The organism is Belnapia sp. (genome assembly GCF_059504005.1).
Genome location: NZ_JCACHU010000132.1, coordinates 21126 through 39367, shown reverse-complemented (window position 1 = coordinate 39367; position 18242 = coordinate 21126). Strand labels below are relative to the sequence as shown.

At 73.1% G+C, this 18242-nt stretch carries 19 protein-coding genes; 7 read left to right on the top strand and 12 right to left on the bottom strand.

Features of this window, described 5'->3' with window-relative positions:
* Positions 1 to 46: 46 nt before the first annotated feature.
* The 5 genes from AC5JJ1_RS17335 to AC5JJ1_RS17315 form a co-directional block, all read right to left on the bottom strand.
* A complete protein-coding gene (locus AC5JJ1_RS17335) occupies positions 47 to 1294 on the bottom strand; it encodes a NupC/NupG family nucleoside CNT transporter (RefSeq protein WP_495786359.1) in 1248 nt (415 codons plus the stop codon).
* Positions 1291 to 2301, bottom strand: coding sequence for a DNA recombination protein RmuC (locus tag AC5JJ1_RS17330; protein ID WP_495786358.1), 1011 nt, complete (start codon positions 2299 to 2301; stop codon positions 1291 to 1293). Before AC5JJ1_RS17330 ends, AC5JJ1_RS17335 begins: the two co-directional genes overlap by 4 nt.
* A gap of 52 nt (positions 2302 to 2353) precedes the next feature.
* Entirely contained in the window at positions 2354 to 2962 is a 609-nt protein-coding gene (locus tag AC5JJ1_RS17325; protein ID WP_495786357.1) for a carbonic anhydrase, read from the bottom strand.
* Between the two features lie 5 nt (positions 2963 to 2967).
* Positions 2968 to 4545 (bottom strand): bifunctional phosphoribosylaminoimidazolecarboxamide formyltransferase/IMP cyclohydrolase, encoded by a 1578-nt coding sequence (gene purH / locus AC5JJ1_RS17320; RefSeq protein WP_495786356.1) that lies wholly within the window; start codon positions 4543 to 4545, stop codon positions 2968 to 2970.
* A 104-nt stretch (positions 4546 to 4649) separates the two neighbouring features.
* Positions 4650 to 5468, bottom strand: coding sequence for a lipid-binding SYLF domain-containing protein (locus AC5JJ1_RS17315; RefSeq protein ID WP_495786355.1), 819 nt, complete (start codon positions 5466 to 5468; stop codon positions 4650 to 4652).
* Positions 5469 to 5698: 230 nt separating this feature from the next.
* Here AC5JJ1_RS17315 and AC5JJ1_RS17310 point away from each other — a divergent pair, with 230 nt between their 5' ends.
* Positions 5699 to 6571: a calcium-binding protein gene (locus tag AC5JJ1_RS17310; RefSeq protein WP_495786354.1), complete on the top strand. Its 873-nt coding sequence runs from the start codon at positions 5699 to 5701 to the stop codon at positions 6569 to 6571.
* Here the strand turns inward: AC5JJ1_RS17310 and AC5JJ1_RS17305 are convergent.
* From AC5JJ1_RS17305 to AC5JJ1_RS17290, 4 genes are read right to left on the bottom strand one after another with little or no spacing between them, the layout of a single operon-like run.
* Positions 6568 to 7203 (bottom strand): histidine phosphatase family protein, encoded by a 636-nt coding sequence (locus AC5JJ1_RS17305; protein WP_495786353.1) that lies wholly within the window; start codon positions 7201 to 7203, stop codon positions 6568 to 6570. The genes AC5JJ1_RS17310 and AC5JJ1_RS17305 overlap by 4 nt on opposite strands.
* A 7-nt stretch (positions 7204 to 7210) precedes the next feature.
* A complete protein-coding gene (locus AC5JJ1_RS17300; RefSeq protein WP_495786352.1) occupies positions 7211 to 8014 on the bottom strand; it encodes an ABC transporter permease in 804 nt (267 codons plus the stop codon).
* A complete protein-coding gene (locus tag AC5JJ1_RS17295; protein ID WP_495786351.1) occupies positions 8011 to 8760 on the bottom strand; it encodes an ABC transporter ATP-binding protein in 750 nt (249 codons plus the stop codon). The genes AC5JJ1_RS17300 and AC5JJ1_RS17295 overlap by 4 nt, the downstream gene beginning before the upstream one ends.
* Before the next feature lie 16 nt (positions 8761 to 8776).
* On the bottom strand, positions 8777 to 9433 hold the full coding sequence (locus AC5JJ1_RS17290) for a hypothetical protein (RefSeq protein WP_495786350.1): 657 nt from the start codon (positions 9431 to 9433) through the stop codon (positions 8777 to 8779).
* Between AC5JJ1_RS17290 and AC5JJ1_RS17285 the strand changes: the two genes are divergently transcribed.
* Positions 9432 to 9779, top strand: coding sequence for a hypothetical protein (locus tag AC5JJ1_RS17285; RefSeq protein WP_495786349.1), 348 nt, complete (start codon positions 9432 to 9434; stop codon positions 9777 to 9779). The genes AC5JJ1_RS17290 and AC5JJ1_RS17285 overlap by 2 nt on opposite strands.
* A gap of 148 nt (positions 9780 to 9927) precedes the next feature.
* Here the strand turns inward: AC5JJ1_RS17285 and AC5JJ1_RS17280 are convergent, their stop codons facing one another.
* Positions 9928 to 10980 carry a hypothetical protein gene (locus tag AC5JJ1_RS17280; RefSeq protein ID WP_495786348.1) on the bottom strand — a complete coding sequence of 351 codons (1053 nt, stop codon included), beginning with the start codon at positions 10978 to 10980 and terminating at the stop codon, positions 9928 to 9930.
* Between the two features lie 53 nt (positions 10981 to 11033).
* Here AC5JJ1_RS17280 and AC5JJ1_RS17275 point away from each other — a divergent pair, with 53 nt between their 5' ends.
* The 3 genes from AC5JJ1_RS17275 (at position 11034) to AC5JJ1_RS17265 (ending at position 13985) form a co-directional block, all read left to right on the top strand.
* Positions 11034 to 11813, top strand: a complete 780-nt coding sequence (locus AC5JJ1_RS17275; RefSeq protein WP_495786347.1) for a metallophosphoesterase family protein — start codon at positions 11034 to 11036, stop codon at positions 11811 to 11813.
* Between the two features lie 148 nt (positions 11814 to 11961).
* Positions 11962 to 13305: a bifunctional heptose 7-phosphate kinase/heptose 1-phosphate adenyltransferase gene (locus AC5JJ1_RS17270; RefSeq protein WP_495786346.1), complete on the top strand. Its 1344-nt coding sequence runs from the start codon at positions 11962 to 11964 to the stop codon at positions 13303 to 13305.
* Positions 13306 to 13379: 74 nt separating this feature from the next.
* Positions 13380 to 13985 carry an invasion associated locus B family protein gene (locus tag AC5JJ1_RS17265; RefSeq protein WP_495786345.1) on the top strand — a complete coding sequence of 202 codons (606 nt, stop codon included), beginning with the start codon at positions 13380 to 13382 and terminating at the stop codon, positions 13983 to 13985.
* A 2-nt stretch (positions 13986 to 13987) separates the two neighbouring features.
* Here AC5JJ1_RS17265 and AC5JJ1_RS17260 read toward each other — a convergent pair whose 3' ends face one another.
* On the bottom strand, positions 13988 to 14980 hold the full coding sequence (locus tag AC5JJ1_RS17260) for a Bug family tripartite tricarboxylate transporter substrate binding protein (protein WP_495786344.1): 993 nt from the start codon (positions 14978 to 14980) through the stop codon (positions 13988 to 13990).
* Positions 14981 to 15036: 56 nt separating this feature from the next.
* Positions 15037 to 16146 carry an enolase C-terminal domain-like protein gene (locus AC5JJ1_RS17255; RefSeq protein WP_495786343.1) on the bottom strand — a complete coding sequence of 370 codons (1110 nt, stop codon included), beginning with the start codon at positions 16144 to 16146 and terminating at the stop codon, positions 15037 to 15039.
* 129 nt (positions 16147 to 16275) lie between these two features.
* Between AC5JJ1_RS17255 and AC5JJ1_RS17250 the strand changes: the two genes are divergently transcribed.
* Together AC5JJ1_RS17250 and AC5JJ1_RS17245 are read left to right on the top strand one after the other, a co-directional pair.
* Positions 16276 to 17286, top strand: coding sequence for an NAD-dependent epimerase/dehydratase family protein (locus AC5JJ1_RS17250; protein WP_495786342.1), 1011 nt, complete (start codon positions 16276 to 16278; stop codon positions 17284 to 17286).
* Positions 17283 to 18236, top strand: a complete 954-nt coding sequence (locus AC5JJ1_RS17245) for a tripartite tricarboxylate transporter substrate binding protein (RefSeq protein WP_495786341.1) — start codon at positions 17283 to 17285, stop codon at positions 18234 to 18236. The genes AC5JJ1_RS17250 and AC5JJ1_RS17245 overlap by 4 nt, the downstream gene beginning before the upstream one ends.
* The last annotated feature ends 6 nt before the right edge of the window (positions 18237 to 18242 follow it).

The window sequence follows — 18242 nt, the reverse complement described above, 5'->3', positions numbered from 1 at the left end:
GCCGAGCCTAGCAGGGCGGAGGCCGGCGCCGCTTGGCGAATCTTGCTCAGGGGGCGGTCAGCACCCCGACGGTCGCCCCCGCCATGCAGCAGGCGATGCTCGCCGCGACCAGGCTCCGCAGCCCGAGCCGCAGGATGTCCGCCCGCCGCTCCGCGCACATCCCGGCCATGCCCGTCACCATGATCCCGACCGAGGCGAAATTGGTGAAGCCGCACAGCGCATAGGTGAGGATGACGCGGGAGCGGGGGCTCAGCCCCGCCCCGCCGCTCGCGGCCAGCTGCAGGTAGCTGACGAACTCGTTCACCACCACCTTCACGCCGAGGCTGGCGCCGACCGTCGCGCATTCGGCCGCCGGGACGCCCATGGCGAAGGCGAGCGGCCAGAAGGCGAGGCCGGCGGCCCGCTCCAGCGTCAAGCCCGTCAAGGGCTGGAGGATGCCGTTGGCCAGCGCCACCAGCGCGACGAAGACGATGAGCGAGGCCATGATGCCGAGCAGCAGCTGCAGCCCATCCGCCGTGCCGCGCACCAGCGCATCCATGGTGCTGTCGTAGAGGCGCGGGGCCTCGCCCTCCGGTCCCGGGGCCACCGCCGCCTCCCGCTCCGGCAGCATCAGCAGCGCGGCGAGGATGGAGCCGGGAGCGGAGACCAGGCTCGCTGTCAGCAGCTGCCCCGCCGCATCCGGCACCACCGGCGCGATCATCGTCGCATAGACCACCAGCATGTTGCCGCTGATCGTGGCGAGGCCGGCAACCATGACGACGAAGAGCTCCGCCTCCGTCAGCCGCCCGAGCCAGGGCCGGATCAGCAGCGGCGCCTCGACCATGCCGACGAAGACATTGGCCGCGACCGAGAGGTTGCAGGCCCCGGACAGGCCGAAGAGCCAGCCGAGGCCGCGCGCGAGCCCCTTCACCACCAGCGGCATGATCCGCCAGTGGTAGAGCACGGCGGAGAGCGCGCCGACCAGCAGCACCAGCGGCAGCGCCTGGAAGAAGAGGATGAAGCTGCCGCCCGGCACCGTCTCCGCATAGGGCAGCGGCCCGCCGCCGAGATAGCCGAAGACCAGCGTCGTCCCCGCCCGCGTCGCCCGCGCCAGCGCATCCACCGCATCACCGACGAGGGCGAAGCCGGCGCGCAGCGGCGGCAGGTGCAGCAGCGCCGCGGCGACCAGCATCTGCCCGAGCAGGCCGGCCGCCACCACGCGCGGGCGCACGCCGCGGCGGCAGCCGCCCAGCACCCAGGCCAGCAGGCAGAGCGCCGGCAGCCCGGCGAGGGCCTGGAGCTGCAGCGCGCTCATTCGGCGGCGCGGGCCTGGCTGGGGGTGTCCATCTCCACCGCCTCGATCCGGGCCGCGGTCGCCAGGATCTTCTGCGCGGTGATGCCGATCTGGTCCATGTCGGCCTGCGCCTCGCCGAAATGCCGCTTCAGGTTGGCGACGCGCCGGTCGAGCCGCCCCGTCTCCTCCGCCAGCCGCGCCACCTCGAGGCGGAGGTGCTGCGCCTCGGCCCGCAGCCGCACGTCGCGCATCAAGGCCCGCATGGCGCCGAGCACGGCCCAGAGCGTCCCCGGCGAGACGAGATAGACCCCGCGCCGCGCCGCCTCCTGCACCAGCCCGCCATGCAGGGCGTGGAGGTCGGCATGCAGCGCCTCGGAGGGGAGGAAGATCAGCGCGCCCTCCGCCGTCTCGCCGGGGCGGATGTACTTGGTCGCCACGTCGTCGACATGCCGGCGGATATCGGTGGCCAGCCGCCGCGTGGCCTGCACCCGCGCCGCGTCGTCCGCCGCCGCCCGCAGCGCCTGCCAGGCCTCGAGCGGGAATTTGCTGTCGATGGCGATGGGCCCGGGCGGGAAGGGCAGGCGGATCAGCGCGTCGCAGCGCGTGCCGTTGGAGAGCGGGTGCTGCCACGCCCAGCCCTCGGCCGGCAGCCGGTCGGCCAGCATGTCGCGCAGCTGCACCTCGCCGAAGGCCCCGCGCGCCTGCTTGTTGCCGAGGATGCCGGCGAGCGTCGTCACCTGCCCGCCCAGCGCCTCGATATTGGCCCGCGCCGCATCGATGACGGCGAGGCGCTCATGGATGCGCCGGGCGCTCTCCTGCGTCCGGTCGGCGCTCTCGGCGAGGCTGCGGGCCAGGCGCTCGTTCTGCTGCGCCACCGCCTGGTCGATCCGGTCGGAGAGCGCTTCCATCCGCTCGGCCAGGAGCGCCACGCCCTCCTCGCCGCCGCGCGGGCGAAAGGCGAGCATCAGCAAGCCGCCGGCCAGGGCGGCCGCCACGGGCACCAGCAAGGGCAGCAGCCAGTCCGGCACGCGAAGAATCCCCCGATTCGCGGCGGGGAGTCTGGCATGTTTCGGGCCGGACTCAGGACGCCGGGTGAAATTCTCCATCGGCACCGAGCAGCATCAGCCTGCCAGTCGCCACGCCGAAATGCGCGCCGTGCAGGGCCAGCCGCCCGGCTTCCACCGCCTCCACCACCCAGGGGAAGGTCATCAGGTTGCGGAGCGAGATGCGCACCGCCTCATGCTCGCCCACGGTCTGCTGCTCGGCCGGCTCGCAGCGCAGCACCCGCTCCCGCGCCGACGCGGCGATGCTGATCCAGCCGACGATGAAGTCCTGCGCCTCCGGCGGCGCCCCCTCGATCAGCGCCCGCACGCCGCCGCAGAGCGCATGGCCGAGCACCAGCACCCGCTCCACCTTCAGCACCCGCACGGCGAATTCCAGCGCCGCGCTGGTGCCGTGGAAGGCGGCATCCGGCATGTAGGGCGGCACCAGGTTGGCGACGTTGCGGACGACGAAGAGCTCGCCGGGCGCGGCCGAGAAGATCATCTGCGGGTCGACCCGGCTGTCGGAGCAGGCGATCACCAGCGTCTTCGGGCTCTGCCCGTGCTCGGCCAGCGCCTCGAACCGGCTGCGCTCGCGCGGCCAGGTCTCCTCGCGGAAGCGGTGGTACCCGTCGATGAGACGCTGCATGGCGGTCAGTGCCGGAAGTGCCGCATCCCGGTGAAGACCATGGCGAGGCCGGCGGCATCGGCCGCCGCGATCACCTCGTTGTCCCGCATGGAGCCGCCGGGCTGGATGACCGCCGTGGCGCCGGCCGCCGCCGCCGTCTCCAGCCCGTCGGCGAAGGGGAAGAAGGCGTCCGAGGCGACGACGCTGCCGCGGGCCAGCGGCTCCGGCAGGCTGGCGGCCTTGGCCGCGGCCTCCGACTTCCAGGCGGCGATGCGGCTGCTCTCGACCCGGTTCATCTGCCCGGCGCCGATGCCGACCGTCGCCAGCCCCTTGGCATAGACGATGGCGTTCGACTTCACATGCTTGCAGACGCGGAAGGCGAAGAGCAGGTCGACCATCTCCTGATCGGTCGGTGCCCGCTTGGTCGCCACCGTCAGCCCCGCCGGCTCGACGCGCCCCGCGTCGCGCGACTGCGCCAGAAAGCCGCCGGAGACGCTCTTGACGATGCGGCCCGGCGCCGTCGGGTCGGGCACGCCACCGGTTAGAAGCAAGCGGAGGTTCTTCTTCCGGGCGAATACCACCTTCGCCGCCTCGTCGGCATCGGGGGCCACCACCACCTCGGTGAAGATGGCGGTGATCCTCTCTGCCGCCGCCGCGTCCAGCACCCGGTTCGCCGCGACGATGCCGCCGAAGGCCGAGACCGGGTCGCAGAGCAGCGCCCGGTCCCAGGCCGAGGCCAGGCTCTCATCGACCGCGACGCCGCAGGGATTGGCGTGCTTGACGATGACGATGGCGGGCCGGTCGAACTCGGCGACGCATTCGAAGGCGGCGTCGGTGTCGTTCAGGTTGTTGTAGGACAGCTCCTTGCCCTGCACCTGGCGGGCGGTGGCGATGCCCGGCCGGGCGCTGCCGTCGGTGTAGAAGGCCGCCTGCTGGTGCGGGTTCTCGCCATAGCGCAGCCCCTGGCGCAACACCCCGGCGAGGGCGAGGCGCGGCGGGAACTCCTCGCCGAGCTGCCCAGCGAACCAGCCGGAGATCGCCGCGTCATAGGCGGCCGTCCGCGCATAGGCCGCGGCGGCGAGGCGACGGCGGGTGGCGAGGCGCGTGCCCCCCTCGGCCTCCAGCTCGGCCTGCACCTCGGCGAATTGCGCGGGCTCGGTCAGCACCACGACATGGGCGTGGTTCTTGGCGGCGCTGCGGATCATCGCCGGGCCGCCGATGTCGATGTTTTCGATGCAGTCCTCGAAGCCGGCGCCGCCGGCGACCGTCGCCTCGAAGGGGTAGAGGTTGACCGCGACGAGGTCGATCGGCGCGATTCCATGCTCGGCCATCTGGGCCTGATGCTCCGGCAGGTCCCGCCGGCCGAGCAGGCCGCCATGGACCTGCGGCACCAGCGTCTTCACCCGCCCGTCCAGGATCTCCGGGAAGCCGGTATGCTCGGAGACGTCCTTCACCGGCACGCCCGCCTCGCGCAGCGCCCGCGCGGTGCCGCCGGTCGAGAGGATCTCCACCCCCTGCCCGGCCAGGAACCTGCCGAATTCGAGCAGCCCGGCCTTGTCGGAGACGGAGATCAGGGCACGGTGGATGGGGAGGAGGTCGGTCATGGGGCACTCCGCGGTCGGGCGCGGCATAGACCCGGGGGCGGCGCGGGGCAACCTGGGGGCACCGAGGGGGACGCTGCCCCCTCAGGCTCCGCCCGCGCTTGCGTTCAGCGCAGCGGCGGCAGCGGCGCCCGCTGCACGCCGCCCGCCACCGGCGGCGGGCCACTGCCGAGCGTCCCGGGTGCCGGCTGCTGGTAGGCCGGGGCCTGCTGATAGGCGGCCGGCGGCGGGGCGGGCGCCGAGGCAGCGGCATCGAAGCGCATCAGCGCCGCCCGCAGCGGGTCCGCCCCTGGGTTGTGCGCCTGCATCGCCACCACGATCTGCCGCGGCCCGACTTCCTGGCGGTAGTAGGCCCGGTTCCACTCGCTCCGCGCCGAGAGCAGCGTCCCCTCCAGCGTCAGCCCGGCATAGAGGCCGCGGGCCCGGGCGAAGGCGACGATGTCCGCCCCGGCGGCCGCGGTCGTCGCCCCCTCGACCGACCCGCCATAGGTGGCGAAGGCGAGCGAGGCATCGGCCCCGACCTTGAGCTGGCTGTCGAGCAGCGCGGTGAGCGCCTTGTCGTTCATGATCAGCATCAGGATCTGCAGGTCCTGAATGCCGGCCTGGAGGCCGAAGCTGCCCGAGCCCAGGGAGTAGAAGGCCGGCGAGGACCAGGAGCCGGCGGCATCCCGCCCGACCATGACGCAGCCGCCGCCCTCGCCGCCGAAGAAGAAGCCGCCGCGAAAGATGCGCGGGCAGACCAGCACGGCCCGCGCCCGGCGCAGCAGCTCCGCCGCCTTCAGCCGGTCATTGCCCTCGCCGAGGATCTCCTGGACGGACAGCGTCGCCCGGTCGACCAGCGTCTGCTCCTCCCCCCCGACGGGCGGGCCGCCTGCGCAACCGGCCAGCATTGCCAGGGCAAGGCCCAGAATCATCAGACGCCGCATGAAGCTTCCCCGCCAAGTCATGGAATTTCGCGGCGGAGGCTACCCGGCTTTCCGCGCCCTGTCCAAAGCTTCGCCGGAATGGGTGGCGGCGGCGTGGCCGGGGAGGCCGAAGCGGGAAGACAGTTTGTTACAGTTAACAAAGTGTTTCCGTTAGACGGAATGCAATCACAGGTTGTATCGTCCGCTGTGGTTAACGCCCTTCGCGCGTACCGACAGCAAGGAACCGTGCCATGGCCGACTACGCATCCATCATCGGCGGCAACGGAGGCCACCTGGCCTTCGACGAAGTGCCGTGTGGCGTCGACGCCTTCTACCATGTCGACAGTGCCCTCCCCATCCTCGACCTCTCCATGCGCACCGGCGACAGCTATGTCGACGGCGCGGGCAACGCCAACCCGCTGCACATCTTCCTCGGCAAGGGCGACGACACCGTCCATACCGGCCGCGGGGACGACATCATCTTCGGCGGTAAGGGCAACGACAGCATCGACGCCGGCGACGGCCGCAACTTCGTCCGTGGCGACCAGGGCAACGACACCATCAGCGCCGGCAGCGGCGACGACACGCTGACCGGCGGCAAGGGCAATGACGAGATCCATGGCGGCGGCGGCCAGGACTACCTGGGCGGCGAGGACGGCAACGATTTCCTCGACGGCGGCGCGGGCAACGACACCCTCGACAGCGGCGCAGGCAACGACGACCTCTATGGCGGCGCCGGCAACGACCTGCTCCTCGGCGGCAAGGGCAACGACCTGCTGGCGGGCGGTGATGGCAGCGACACCCTGGTCGGTGGCGACGGCAACGACACGCTGTCGGCCGGCGCCGGCGATGACGTCATGACGGGCGGCGACGGCCAGGACAGCTTCTACTTCGGCGACCATTTCGGCCACGACCACATCACCGACTTCTCGAACGGCGACCGGCTGCTGCTCGCCCCCGACATCAACGGCTCCGGCATCATGACCGCGAAGGACCTGGCGCCCTATGTCAGCGGCGACCACGGCATGACGAAGATCACCATCGGCGACAGCACCATCGTGCTGCACGGCGTGGACAAGGACGTCTTCCTCGACCACCTGACGCAGTGGGTGAAGATCCTCTAGTCGAACTCCGGCATCACCCAGGGCTCCTCGTTCACGGCGGAGACTCGCCAGTCGCCGCCGTGGCGCTCGAGCCGCGTCACGCCCAGGTTGCGGATGGAGAAGGCCAGCGCCTGGTGCCCGGTCAGCCCGAGCGCATGGGCGACCGCCGCGCGGATCGACCCGCCATGGGCGACCACCACCACATCCGCCCCGGCATGCGCCGCGGCCAGCCGGTCGAGCACCTCCCCCACGCGCGCGGTGACGGCGGCGAAGCTCTCGCCGCCCGGCGGCTCCTCCTCCGCCGCATGCGGCCAGAAGGGATGCGCCGGGTGCCGCAGCTTCGCCGCCAGCGCCTCATGCGGCAGGCCCTGCCATTCGCCGAGATGCTGCTCGGCGAGCCCCGGCTCGGTCGCCAGCGCCTGCTCCGGATAGCCGGCGGCGAAGATGGCCGCCGCCGTCGCCCGCGTCCGGGCGAGCTGCGAGGTCACCCAGACCGCCGGCCGCGGCAGCCTCGCCGCCAGCCAGCGGAACAGCGAGGCATCCTGCTTGAGGGCGAGGTCGCAGAGCGGCACGTCCATCGCGCCGTAGAACAGCGTCCGCGCCTTAGGCTCGACCAGCGCATGGCGGATCAGGTGGAAGCGTGTCTCCGGCATCGCGCCGCTATTCCCCGATATTGAGCAGCGCGCCCCGCACCCGCGCGGACTGGAACTGGCGGAGGAAGACGAAGCCCATCAGCGCCAGCCAGGCCGCATCCAGCGCGAAGGCCGCCAGCAGGTGTCCCGTCTCCACCGTGCCGTCGCGCAGCACCGCCCGCATCCCCTCGAAGACATGCGCCGAAGGAAGCGCGAGCGCCACCGGCTGCAGCCAGCCGGGCAGGATGGCGACGGGGTAGAAGACGGCCGAGAAGGGCGTCAGCCCGAAGAGGATCGACCAGGCCAGCGCCTCCGCCCCCGCGCCATAGCGCAGGATCAGCGAGGTGACGCCGAGCGCGACCGCCCAGCCCATCACCAGCAGCGCCGCGAAGAAGCCGACCAGCACCGGCCCCATCGTCAGGATGCCGAAGGAATAGAGCAGCCAGGCCAGCAGCATCGCCGGCAGCACGCCGACCAGGACGCGGATCAGGCTCATCCCCATCAGCGCCGCCACCAGCTCCCGCGGGCGGAGCGGGCTGACGAAGACATGGCCGAGATTGCGCGACCAGATCTCCTCGAGGAAGGAGAGGGAGAAGCCCATCTGGCTGCGCAGCGCCACCTCCCACAGCAGCACGCCGCCGAGCAGCACGCCGGCGGCGACGCTCGCCGTATTGCCCTGGACGCCCGCGAGGTAGGAGGTGACGAAGCCCCAGACCACCATCTGCAGCACCGGCCAGTACATGAGCTCCAGCACCCGCGGCCAGGAGCGCCGGTAGAGGGCGAGATGGCGGTAGATGATCCCCCAGATGCGACGCAGCGCGGCCCGGTTCATGCCGGCACCCGCTGGCGGCCGCGGGCGATGTCGAGGAAGACCTGCTCCAGGTCGTCCCGCCCATACTTGCCGAGCAGCTCGGCCGGGCTGCCGGCATCGACCATGCGCCCCTGCTTCAGCATCAGCACATGGTCGCAGAGCCGCTCCACCTCGGCCATGTTGTGGCTGGCGAGCAGGATGGAGCAGCCGGTCTCGGTACGGTACCGCTCCAGCCAGCTGCGTACCCAATCGCCGGTATCGGGGTCGAGGCTCGCCGTCGGCTCGTCGAGCAGCAGCAGCTCCGGCCGGTTCACCAGCGACTTGGCGAGCGCCACGCGCGTCTTCTGCCCGGCCGAGAGCTCCCCGGCCGGCCGGTCCAGCAGGTCGGTCAGCTGCAATTGCGCCGCCAGCTCGCCGATCCGCCGCTCCGCCTCCGGCACGTCGTAGAGATGGGCATAGACGCGGAGGTTCTCGGCGACGCTCAGCCGCGCGGGCAGGGCGATATAGGGCGAGGAGAAATTCATCCGCGCCAGCGCCGCGAACCGGTCCCGCGCCATGTCGTGGCCGAGCACGCTGATGCGCCCGCCGCTCGGCACCAGCAGGCCGAGCAGCATGGCGATGGTGGTCGTCTTGCCGGCCCCGTTGCCGCCGAGCAGCCCCCAGGTCGCCCCCCGCGGCATGGAGAAGGACAGGCCATCGACCGCCGGCGGCGCATCGGGGGCGTAGCGCTTGCTCAGCGCCTCGGCGAGGATGGCGGGCTGGTCCATGCGCCCGCCATATGCGTCAGCCCTGCGGCCGCAGCAACCGCCCTTCGAACAAGGTGATCCCGGCTTCCCAGCCCCAGCCGATTGCCGCCGCCCGGTCCGCCCCGGCCAGCACCACCACCGCGCGGTCCGCTGGCAGCGCCGCGGCGAAGCCCGGCAGGGTGGCCGACCAGCGCAGCCGCAGCAGGTCCACCTGCAGGCCGGCGAGCGGCAGGGCGGGCAGCAGGGCCGGCGCCGCGAGCTCGAGCGCCACCCGCCAGCCCCGCAGCCGGCAGAAGTCGCGGGCGAAGGCGAAGCCCGCCGGGTCGGCCAGCGCATCCTCGGCGGCGAAGGAGACCGTCATCCGCCCGCGCCGCTCCGGCCCGAGCGCTGCGTCGAGGCGGAGGAATTCCGGCTCCGCCACCGTCTCCGGCGCCAGCGACAGCCCGGCCCGGCCGAGGCGCCTGGCATCCTCCGGCCGCGCCAGCTCGCTCAGCAGGCGCCGGTCGGCGAGCCGCCGGAGCCGGCGGAACAGCGCCGGGGCCAGCGCCGGGTCCGCCTCCGGCAGCAGCGTCGCGCAGAGCTCCGCCCAGCGCAGCGACCAATCCTCCCACTCGGTCTCCGGCCCCGCCTCGCCCGGCGCCAGGCGCCAGGCGGCAAACCGGCCGCCGCAGGAGGAAGCGCGCCAGGCTGGCATGGCCGAGCCCCCGCTCCAGCGCCAGCAGGGCGGCAGCGGGAATCGGCAGCCGCTCCTCCTCCGGGGCCGGCCAGCATGGGGCCGCCGGGTTCGGGGCGAGGCTCTCCTCCACGGCGGCCAGCAGCGCCGCCGCCTCCTCCGGAAGCCGGCGCCGGGTGAAGGGCGGCGGCCCCCCGGCGGCAAAGAGAATGCCGAGCGCCTCCTGCACCTCGCCCAGATGCCGCCCTTCCGGCGGGGCGACGGCGACGATGTCGCCATTCGGCAGTTCGAAGACGCGCGCCCAAGTCGGCCGCATCAGCGGCGCCAGCGCATCTTGCACGAGGCGCTGGTGGTGGGTGCGCCGTAGCTCCTCGGCCAGCGCGCCGAGGCGGAGATGCAGCACCTCCCGCACCGTGCCGGCCGCCACCGCCTCGCGCAGGAAATGCGCCAGCGCCAGCGCATCGGCCCACGGGGGCCGGCGAGGGGCCGGGGCGGGGCGAAGGGGGGCTCCACCCTCATCCCGCCGCCTCCGCCGCCGGGCCGGTGGCCAGCGCTCCGATCCGTGCGGCCCAGGCAAGGCCCGCTTCGTCGCAGCCCGTCACCACCAGCCGCTCCGCCGCCACGCCGCGCAGGGCGGCCATCGCCGCCCGGTCCTCGAGCGCCGGCGACCAGCGCAGCAGCAGCAGATCGGCCGGCAAGCCCGCCGGGGCGAACAGCCCGAGCCCCTCCGCATCCAGCCCGTCCAGGGCGAGGCCCCAGCCCCGCGCTGCCAGCCCTTCCCGCTGCGCGGGCAGGCCGGGATCGGCCGCGGCGGCAAGGGGCAGCACGCCGAACAGGCCCGGCACCGCGGCCGGCGGCGGCAGCACCCCGGCCCGCAGGGGCAGCAGCCGCAGCCCCGGCAGGTCCTGCGCCCAGGCGGCGAGGCCGGGCAGCAGCCGCTGCGCCAGCCGCTCCGCCGCATGCGCCATCAGGTCCCGGTCCGCCGCCAGCGGCCCCAGCAGCGCGGCGAGCGTCGGGCGCGACAGCCGAAGCCGCCGCCCTCGCCCCGGCACCGCCGCGCCCGGGCGGATCACGCGCCGGTGCCGCAGCACCTTGTCGGCCGGGAGCGAGTCGAGCAGTCCCTCCAGCCCCGCCAGTCCTTCGACCGGCGGCGGCGTCGCTGCCTCCGGCCCGGCGAGCTGCGCCCCGGCCGCCCAGGCGAGCAGCGCCGCGGCATCCTTGGGCAGGGCCCAGATCGTCGGCGCGGGCGCCTCCGGCCCGGCCAGCCGCGCCAGCGCCGCGGCCGCCCGCCGTGCCGCGGCCGGCATGGCGCCGAGCAGCAGCAACCCCCCGGCCGCGATGTCATAGACCGCGCCGCCGCCGACCTCCGCCGCATCCTGCAGCAGGGCCCGCGCCAGCCGCCGCCGCACCGGCGGCCCGGCCAGCCGCCCGGCCAGGCTCAGCCGCAGGGCGACCCGCCCCTCCGAGCCTGGCAGGGCCCGGCGAAGCAGGGGCAGCAGCCCCGCCATCGGCGGGGAGGCCGGCGGCGGGGTGGGAAAGCCGGCGAGGCGGGGTGCGGTCACGATCATGCGCTGTCCTGGCGCGGTGCGGTGCGGCGCGTCATCCTCTAAAGTCGCGCCGGATGGTGAACGATGCCCTAAGCGCCGCCCCGAAATCGGCGCGCCCCGCTGCCCCTTGGCCCGGCCAGCTCGCCCCCGGCGCCCTGCCGGCCGGCTGGCGCGTCTATGCCGTCGGCGACGTCCATGGCTGCGCCGATCGCCTAGCCTCCATGCACGCCCTGATCGCCGAGGATGCCGCCGCCCGCCCCGCCGAGCGCGTCACCCTGGTCCATCTCGGCGACTACGTGGATCGCGGCCCGGACAGCGCCGCGGTGCTGCGCCGCCTGCTCGACCCGGCGCCGCTGCTGGGCGAGGCGCTCGCCGAGGTTGAGGTGGTGAACCTCCTCGGCAATCATGAAGTCATGATGCTGGATGCCTGCGAACCGGGGGCGCATCCCGGCGCGCTGCCCTTCTGGCTCGAGAATGGCGGCGCCGCGACGCTCGCCAGCTACGGCGCCGACCCGGAGGATCCGGAGGCCTGCGCCGCCGTCCTGCCCGAGGATCTCGACCTGCTGCGCCACTGCCCGCTGCAATTCGAGGCGGGAGACTACCTCTTCGTCCATGCCGGCGTGCGCCCCGGCATCCCGACCGTGCGCCAGGACCCTTTCGACCTCGTCTGGATCCGCGAGCCCTTCCTCTCCTTCGAGGGCGACCTGCCGCAGGTCGTCGTCCATGGCCATACGCCGAGCGAGCTCCCCGTGGTGCGCCCCCACCGCATCGGCATCGATACCGGCGCCTGCTTCGGCGGCTCGCTGAGCTGCGTCGTGCTCGAGGGGCACCGGCTGCGGTTTCTCTCGACCTGAGCCGAGGATACCGCGGCCATTACAAGAATCGGCGTCTCTCGCCTTGCGTGCGGACCCTGGCTTGGGCTACCGCAGTGGGATGCACGGCCCCGCGCCCGAACCCCTCCCAAGCCCATCCGGCGCCATACCGGCCGATCTGCTGGAGGCGGTGCGCCAGCTGAAACGCGCCGCCGTCCTCGTCGTCGGCGATGCGATGCTGGACCGCTACGTCTATGGCCGAGTCGAGCGCATCAGCCCCGAAGCGCCCATCCCCGTCCTCGCCGTCGAGCGGGAAGTCGCGCTGCCCGGCGGCGCCGGCAACGTGGTACGGAACCTGACGGCCCTCGGCGCCGCCGTCGCCTTCGTCTCCATCGTCGGCGATGACCAGGCGGGCAGCGACCTCACCGGGCTGATCGGCGGCCAGCCGGGCGTCGAGCCCTGGCTGCTGGTCCAGGGCGGCCGCGCCACCACGGTGAAGACGCGCTTCGTCGCCAGCGGGCAGCAGCTGCTCCGCGCCGACCATGAGCAGGCGGCGCCGATCCATCCGCGCCTCGCCGACCGGCTGGTCCGCATCGCCGCCGATGCGGTGGCGGCGACGACGGTTATGGTGCTCTCCGACTACCGCAAGGGCGTGCTGGCCGGCACCACGGCCACGCGCCTGATTGCCGCGGCGCGCAGCGCCGGGCGCAAGATCGTCGTCGACCCGCGCGGCGGCGACCCTGGCCGCTTCGCCGGCGCCGACCTCGTCATCCCCGACTGCGCCGAGCTCGCCGCCGCCACCGGCCTGCCGACCGGCAGCGAGGCGGAGATCGCCGCCGCCGCCACCGCGCTCCGCACCGCCCATGGCTTCGGCGCCGTGCTCGTCATCCGCGGCCCGGCCGGCGTCATGCTGGTCGGCGAGGACGAGACGCCGCGCCACCTTCCCGCCGATGTGGCGGAGCTGGTCGACCCCGCCGGTGCGGGCGACGCGGTGATCTCCGTCAGCGCCGCCGGCCTCGCGGTCGGCCTGCCGCTCCCGCTCGTCGCCCGGCTCGCTGCGCTGGCCGCCGGCATCGCCATGGGCAAGTCCGGCATCGGCGTGGTTCGGGAGGACGAGTTCCTCGAGGTGCTGACCCCCGGCCGGCTCGCCGCCCGCAAGCTCGTCACCCGCGGCCAGGCCGCCGAGCGGGTGGAGGGCTGGCGCCGCGCCGGGCATCGCGTCGGCTTCCTCGCCGCCAGCACCGCGGCGGCCGAGCCGCATCTGCTCGACCAGGCGCAGGACTGGTGCGACCGGCTGGTGGTCGGCATCGCCGATGGCGACCCGGCCGCGGCCGAGCTTGCCGAGCGCAACAGCGTCGACCTCGTCATCCGCTACGGGGCGGAGACGGCGCTCGACCTGATCCGCATGCTGCGCCCCGACGTGCTGGTGCAGGACCCCGGACGGGCGCCGGAGACGCTGGCCGGCGGCGACATCATGCAGGAATGGGGCGGCATCGTTCGTCGCCCCGTGCTGGAGACGGAACGCGGGCTCTGACCCACCTGCACAAGGTTGTGTGAACACCCCGGCGCAGGGTACAGGCAGCCGCTGACAGGGTGCCCGGGGGATTCATGCGCGCGACGTTCAAGGCCTTGGCTGCAGCGGCGATGCTCGCCGGCCTCGGTCCGGCCACCGGCCTGGCCCAGCCCGCCGCCCAGCGTCCCGCCGCGCCAGCCCCCGCCGCGCCCGCCGACAGCAGCCCGGACCGCACCATGGCCGTCTTCACCGACTGGGTGGTCCGCTGCGAGGCCCGGGCCGCCGGCGGCGGCGCGCCGGCGGCCCGGCTGTGCGAGATGGCGCAGACGACGCAGGACCAGCGCCAGCAGCCGGTCGCGGTGCTCGCCATCGGCCGCACCGCGAAGGGCGAGCCGCTGCGGCTGGTGGCGCAGGTGCCGGTGAATATCCAGGTCGGGCCGCCCGCCAGGCTGGTGCTCGAGATCCCGAACCGCCCGGCCGAGGCGCCGCTGGTGATCGCCTTCCGCAACTGCATGCCGCGCGGCTGCTTCGCCGAGCTCGAGCTGCGCGACGAGGCGGTGCTGCGCCGCCTGCGCGGCCGCCCCGCCGAGGCGGCCGGCCGGCTGGAGTGGAAGGATGCCGGCGGCGGCGATGCCTCGGTCCCCGTCTCCTTCCGCGGCTTCGGCGCGGCCCTCGACGCGCTCGCCAAGGAAGGCGAGTAGCCCTACCCGTCCGCACGGATGTTGTTGGCGCGGACCACCTCGCCCCAGCGCGCATGGTCGCGCCGCAGCGTCTCGCCGAGGGACTCGGCCGTGCCGCCGCCCGGCTCGTCGCCCTGGCTGGTGATGCGCTCGCGCACCGAGGCCTCCTGCACCGCCTGGTTGAGCGCCGTGTTCAGCCGCTGCACGATCTCCGGCGGCAGGCCCGGCGAGCCAAACAGCCCGATCCAGGCGGTGAAGGTGAAGTCCGGCAGCCCCTGCTCCGCCGAGGTCGGCAGGTCGGGGAAGGCCGGAATGCGCTGCGGCCCCGTCGAGAGCATGCCCTTGACCTGCCCCGCCCGGACGAAGGGTGCGACGACCGAGGCGCCGTCGAACATCAGGCTGAACCGCCCGGCGATGAAGTCCTGCATCGCCGGCCCGCTGCCGCGATAGGGGATGTGCTCGAGCGGCGGGTTGCCGATGCGGTTCTTCAGCATCTCCATCGCCACATGGGAGAGGCTGCCGGCGCTGGCCGAGCCGTAGTCGACGCCGTTCCGCTGCGTCCGCGCCCAGGCCGCGACGTCCTGCGGCGTCTTCGCCGGCACCGAGGGATGCACGCAAAGGATGAGCGAGGACTGCAGCATCAGCCCGACCGGCGTGAGCCGCAGCGGGTCGATGGTCATGCCCTGGAAGGTGTGCGGGTTGATGGTCAGCGGGTTGGCATTGCCGGCGAGCAGCGTGTAGCCGTCCGGCCGCGCACGCAGCACCGCCTCCGTGCCGAGATTGCCGCCGGCGCCGCCGCGGTTGTCGATGACGACGCCCTGCCCGAGCGCCGTGGACAGGCCGGGCTGGAGGATGCGCGCCGCGAAATCGGTCTGCCCGCCGGGCGGGAAGCCCACCACCAGGGTGATCGGCTTGTTCGGATAGCCGCCTTGCGCAATCGCCGGCGTGGCGAGGCCGAGCCCCAGCGCCCCGGCCAATGCGCCGCGGCGCGATATTCCCTGCGTGATCTCAACCATTCCCGGCATCCTTGCGTCTCGTTGTCGATGATGGCGCTTCTACAACGCCGCGGCGCCTATTCCAGTGCCGCGATCCGCTTCCGGTCGATCAACTCGAAATCAATGGCGGCGCCGAGCCCCGGCCCCTGCGGCGCCTGCACCATGCCGTCCGGCCCGACGGTGATGTCCTCGGCCAGCCCGTATTTGTGCGCGCCGTCCGGCAGCAGCACCTCGAAGAAGCTGGTGTTGCGGATGGCGCAGCAGACATGAAGGTTGGCGACGTTGTTCAGCGAGTTGCCGCCGTGATGCACCTCGTAGTTCATGCGGAAGGCCTCGGCGAGATGCGCCGTCTTCACCAGCGTGGTGATGCCGCCCTTCACCGCCACGTCGCCGCGCAGGTAGTCCGTCGCCTGCAGCATGATCCAGGGCGCGTAGCTCTCGAGCCCCGTCGCCGGGTACTCCGTCGCCATGATCGGGATGTCGAGCTTCTGCCGCAGCTTGACGTAGCTGGTGATGTCCTGGTCGTGCAGCGGGTCCTCGTACCAGAGGAAGCCGAGCTCCTCGATCGCCCGGCCGACGCGCATCGCCGCGGGGAAGTCGTAGGCCCAGGTGCTGTCGAGCATCAGCGTGTAATCCTCGCCGACGGCGCGCCGCACCGCCTGGCAGACGGCGATGTCCTCGCGCGGGCGCTGCGGCGGGTGGATCTTGTAGGCGGCCCAATTGGCCTCGCGGAAGCGCACCGCCTCCTCCGCATAGTCTTCCATGCGCGGCAGGATCGCCGAGCTCGCATAAGCCGGGATGGCATGCCGCGTGGTGCCGAGCAGCCGGTGGATCGGCATCCCCGCCGCCTTGCCGGCGATGTCCCAGAGCGCCACGTCGACCGCGCCGACCGAGCGCACGGAGACCAGCCGCGTCCATGGCCAGAGCGCGGCGTTCAGCCGCTCCCGGTCGAGCGGGTCCTGGCCCATCAGCAGCGGCTTGAGGTAGCGGATCAGCCCCGGCCCGTCATTCGCCGCGGTATGCGTCGCCGAGCCGAGGAAGGCATGGCCCTCGATCCCCGCATCCGTGCCGATCCGCAGCAGGCCGAGCGCCGAGTTGCCGGAGTCCAGCCGGCTCGCCGCGTGGTACTTGGTCGGAGGGATCCCCTCCCAGCCGAACAGCGTCAGCGAGACATGGTCGATCTTCATGGGCCTCGTTCCCTTCCCGTGGCGCGAGGGTAGGAAACCCGCGCGGCATCGGCCAGCCCCGAGGCAAAGGGGATTTCCCTCGGCGCCGCTCCCTGATTGGATGGCGGGCAAACCACGGGAGGAGAACGCATGGCCTCGGTCCCCATTGCGGGCAACCGCTTCGCCATCATCGGCGGGGCGAGCCTGGTCGGCTCCGCCACGGCCGGCGAGCTGCTGGACCACGGCGCCGCCGAGGTCGTGGTCTTCGACAATTTCGCCTTCGGCTCCGACGCCGCCATCGCCCATCTGCGGGACCACCCGCGGCTGACGCTGATCCGCGGCGACGTCATGCGCATGGCGGAGCTGCTGCGGGCGACGGAGGGCCTGGCGGGCGTGCTTCACCTCGCCGCCTACATGACGCTGTCGATGGACCGCGACCCCTGGGGCGGGATCGACGTCAACATCCGCGGCGTGCAGAACATGCTGGAGGCCTGCCGCGCCAACCGCGTGCGGAAGGTGGTCTTCGCCTCCTCCAACGCGACCTATGGCTACGGCCCCGGCGTCGCCGGCGAGCTGGTGGAGGAGACGCCCTTCCACTCCGCCGGCGCGCCGCCCGCCGCCATCCTCTACGGCGCCAGCAAGATCATTGGCGAGCAGCTCTGCCGCGACGCCCACCGCAAATGGGGCCAGGACTACGTCGTGCTGCGCTACAGCACGGTCTATGGCGAGCGCCAGCACTACCGCGCGGCCAACGCCCTCTACATCATCGAGACCATTGACCGGCTGAAGCGCGGCGAGGCGCCGCAGGTCTTCGGCGACGGGTCGGAGACCAAGCATTTCGTCTATGTCGGCGACCTGGCGCGGGCCAACCGCATGGCCTTCGAAAGCACGGCGACGGATGTGGCGGTCAACACCTCAGGCCCGGCGCCGACCACCACGCTCGAGCTCGTGCAGGTGATCACGGAGCTGCTCGGCGGCGGGCCGGCGCCCGACTTCATCGGCAACGAGCAGGGCAAGGTGCGCCTCACCTCGGGCGGCGCCTTCCGCATCGCGCATGAGCGGGCGAAGGAGGCCATTGGCTGGGCGCCGGAGGTCGACATGCGGGAGGGCCTCGGCCGCCTCATCGCCTGGCGCGAGGGCAATGAGGGGCGCGGCGCATGACCCTCCGCCGCCGCACCCTCCTCGCCACGACGCTGGCGACGCCTGCGCTGGCCCAGACGACCCGCTACCCGGAGCGGCCGATCGAGATCATCGTCGGCTTCACCGCCGGCGGCGGCACGGATCTCGACGCCCGCTCCTATGGCCGTGCGCTGGAGCAGAAGCTCGGCGGCACGGTCGTCGTCACCAACCGCCCCGGCGCGGGCGGGGAGCTGGCGCTCGGCGCCGTGGCCCGTGCGCGGCCCGATGGCCACACCCTCGGCACCACCAATTATCCCGGCCTGCTCACCATCCCCATCGAGCGGCAGGCGCAGTTCCGGCTCGAGGATTTCGCGCCGATCGCCAATTTGGTAACGGACCCGAGCGCCATCACCGCCCATGTCGACAGCCCGTACCGCACGCTGCAGGACGTGATCGACCGGGCGAAGGCCGCGCCCGACAGCATCACCTATGCCTCGCCCGGCATCGGCACGGACGACCACCTGCAGCTCGTGCTGCTGCAACAGGCGGCCGGCATCCGCTTGACGCATGTCGCCTTCCAGGGCGACCCGCAACTGCGGACCGCCGTGCTCGGCCGCCAGGTGGACCTGATGGGGCTCAACCTCGGCGCGGTCACCGCCACGCCGCAGGGCTTCCGCATCCTGGCCCAGGCTGCCGCGAGCCGCAGCCGCTTTGGGCCCGAGGTGCCGACTCTGAAGGAGCTCGGCTACCCCGTCACCATGGCCTCGGAGCGCGGCCTGGTCGTGCCCGCCGGCACGCCGCCCGCCATCCTCGCCCGCCTGCGCGAGGCGACGGCGGAGATTGCCCGCGCCCCGGAATTCATCCGCGCCCTGGAAAGCCGCTTCACCGAGCCGGCCTATGAGCCGGGCGAGGCCTGGTTCGCCCGCCTCCGCCGCGAGGAGGCGGACTATCGGGGCCTCTGGCAGCGGACGCCCTGGGTGCAGCGGGGGTGAAGGCCG

Excerpts from the sequence above, each read along its gene's own strand:
- AC5JJ1_RS17335 (WP_495786359.1), bottom strand. The coding sequence starts at position 1,294 with ATGAGCGCGCTGCAGCTCCAGGCCCTCGCCGGGCTGCCGGCGCTCTGC.
- AC5JJ1_RS17325 (WP_495786357.1), bottom strand. The coding sequence starts at position 2,962 with ATGCAGCGTCTCATCGACGGGTACCACCGCTTCCGCGAGGAGACCTGG.
- purH (WP_495786356.1), bottom strand. The coding sequence starts at position 4,545 with ATGACCGACCTCCTCCCCATCCACCGTGCCCTGATCTCCGTCTCCGAC.
- AC5JJ1_RS17315 (WP_495786355.1), bottom strand. The coding sequence starts at position 5,468 with ATGCGGCGTCTGATGATTCTGGGCCTTGCCCTGGCAATGCTGGCCGGT.
- AC5JJ1_RS17310 (WP_495786354.1), top strand. The coding sequence starts at position 5,699 with ATGGCCGACTACGCATCCATCATCGGCGGCAACGGAGGCCACCTGGCC.
- AC5JJ1_RS17305 (WP_495786353.1), bottom strand. The coding sequence starts at position 7,203 with ATGCCGGAGACACGCTTCCACCTGATCCGCCATGCGCTGGTCGAGCCT.
- AC5JJ1_RS17300 (WP_495786352.1), bottom strand. The coding sequence starts at position 8,014 with ATGAACCGGGCCGCGCTGCGTCGCATCTGGGGGATCATCTACCGCCAT.
- AC5JJ1_RS17295 (WP_495786351.1), bottom strand. The coding sequence starts at position 8,760 with ATGGACCAGCCCGCCATCCTCGCCGAGGCGCTGAGCAAGCGCTACGCC.
- AC5JJ1_RS17285 (WP_495786349.1), top strand. The coding sequence starts at position 9,432 with ATGGCCGAGCCCCCGCTCCAGCGCCAGCAGGGCGGCAGCGGGAATCGG.
- AC5JJ1_RS17290 (WP_495786350.1), bottom strand. The coding sequence starts at position 9,433 with ATGCCAGCCTGGCGCGCTTCCTCCTGCGGCGGCCGGTTTGCCGCCTGG.
- AC5JJ1_RS17280 (WP_495786348.1), bottom strand. The coding sequence starts at position 10,980 with ATGATCGTGACCGCACCCCGCCTCGCCGGCTTTCCCACCCCGCCGCCG.
- AC5JJ1_RS17275 (WP_495786347.1), top strand. The coding sequence starts at position 11,034 with ATGGTGAACGATGCCCTAAGCGCCGCCCCGAAATCGGCGCGCCCCGCT.
- AC5JJ1_RS17265 (WP_495786345.1), top strand. The coding sequence starts at position 13,380 with ATGCGCGCGACGTTCAAGGCCTTGGCTGCAGCGGCGATGCTCGCCGGC.
- AC5JJ1_RS17260 (WP_495786344.1), bottom strand. The coding sequence starts at position 14,980 with ATGGTTGAGATCACGCAGGGAATATCGCGCCGCGGCGCATTGGCCGGG.
- AC5JJ1_RS17255 (WP_495786343.1), bottom strand. The coding sequence starts at position 16,146 with ATGAAGATCGACCATGTCTCGCTGACGCTGTTCGGCTGGGAGGGGATC.
- AC5JJ1_RS17250 (WP_495786342.1), top strand. The coding sequence starts at position 16,276 with ATGGCCTCGGTCCCCATTGCGGGCAACCGCTTCGCCATCATCGGCGGG.
- AC5JJ1_RS17245 (WP_495786341.1), top strand. The coding sequence starts at position 17,283 with ATGACCCTCCGCCGCCGCACCCTCCTCGCCACGACGCTGGCGACGCCT.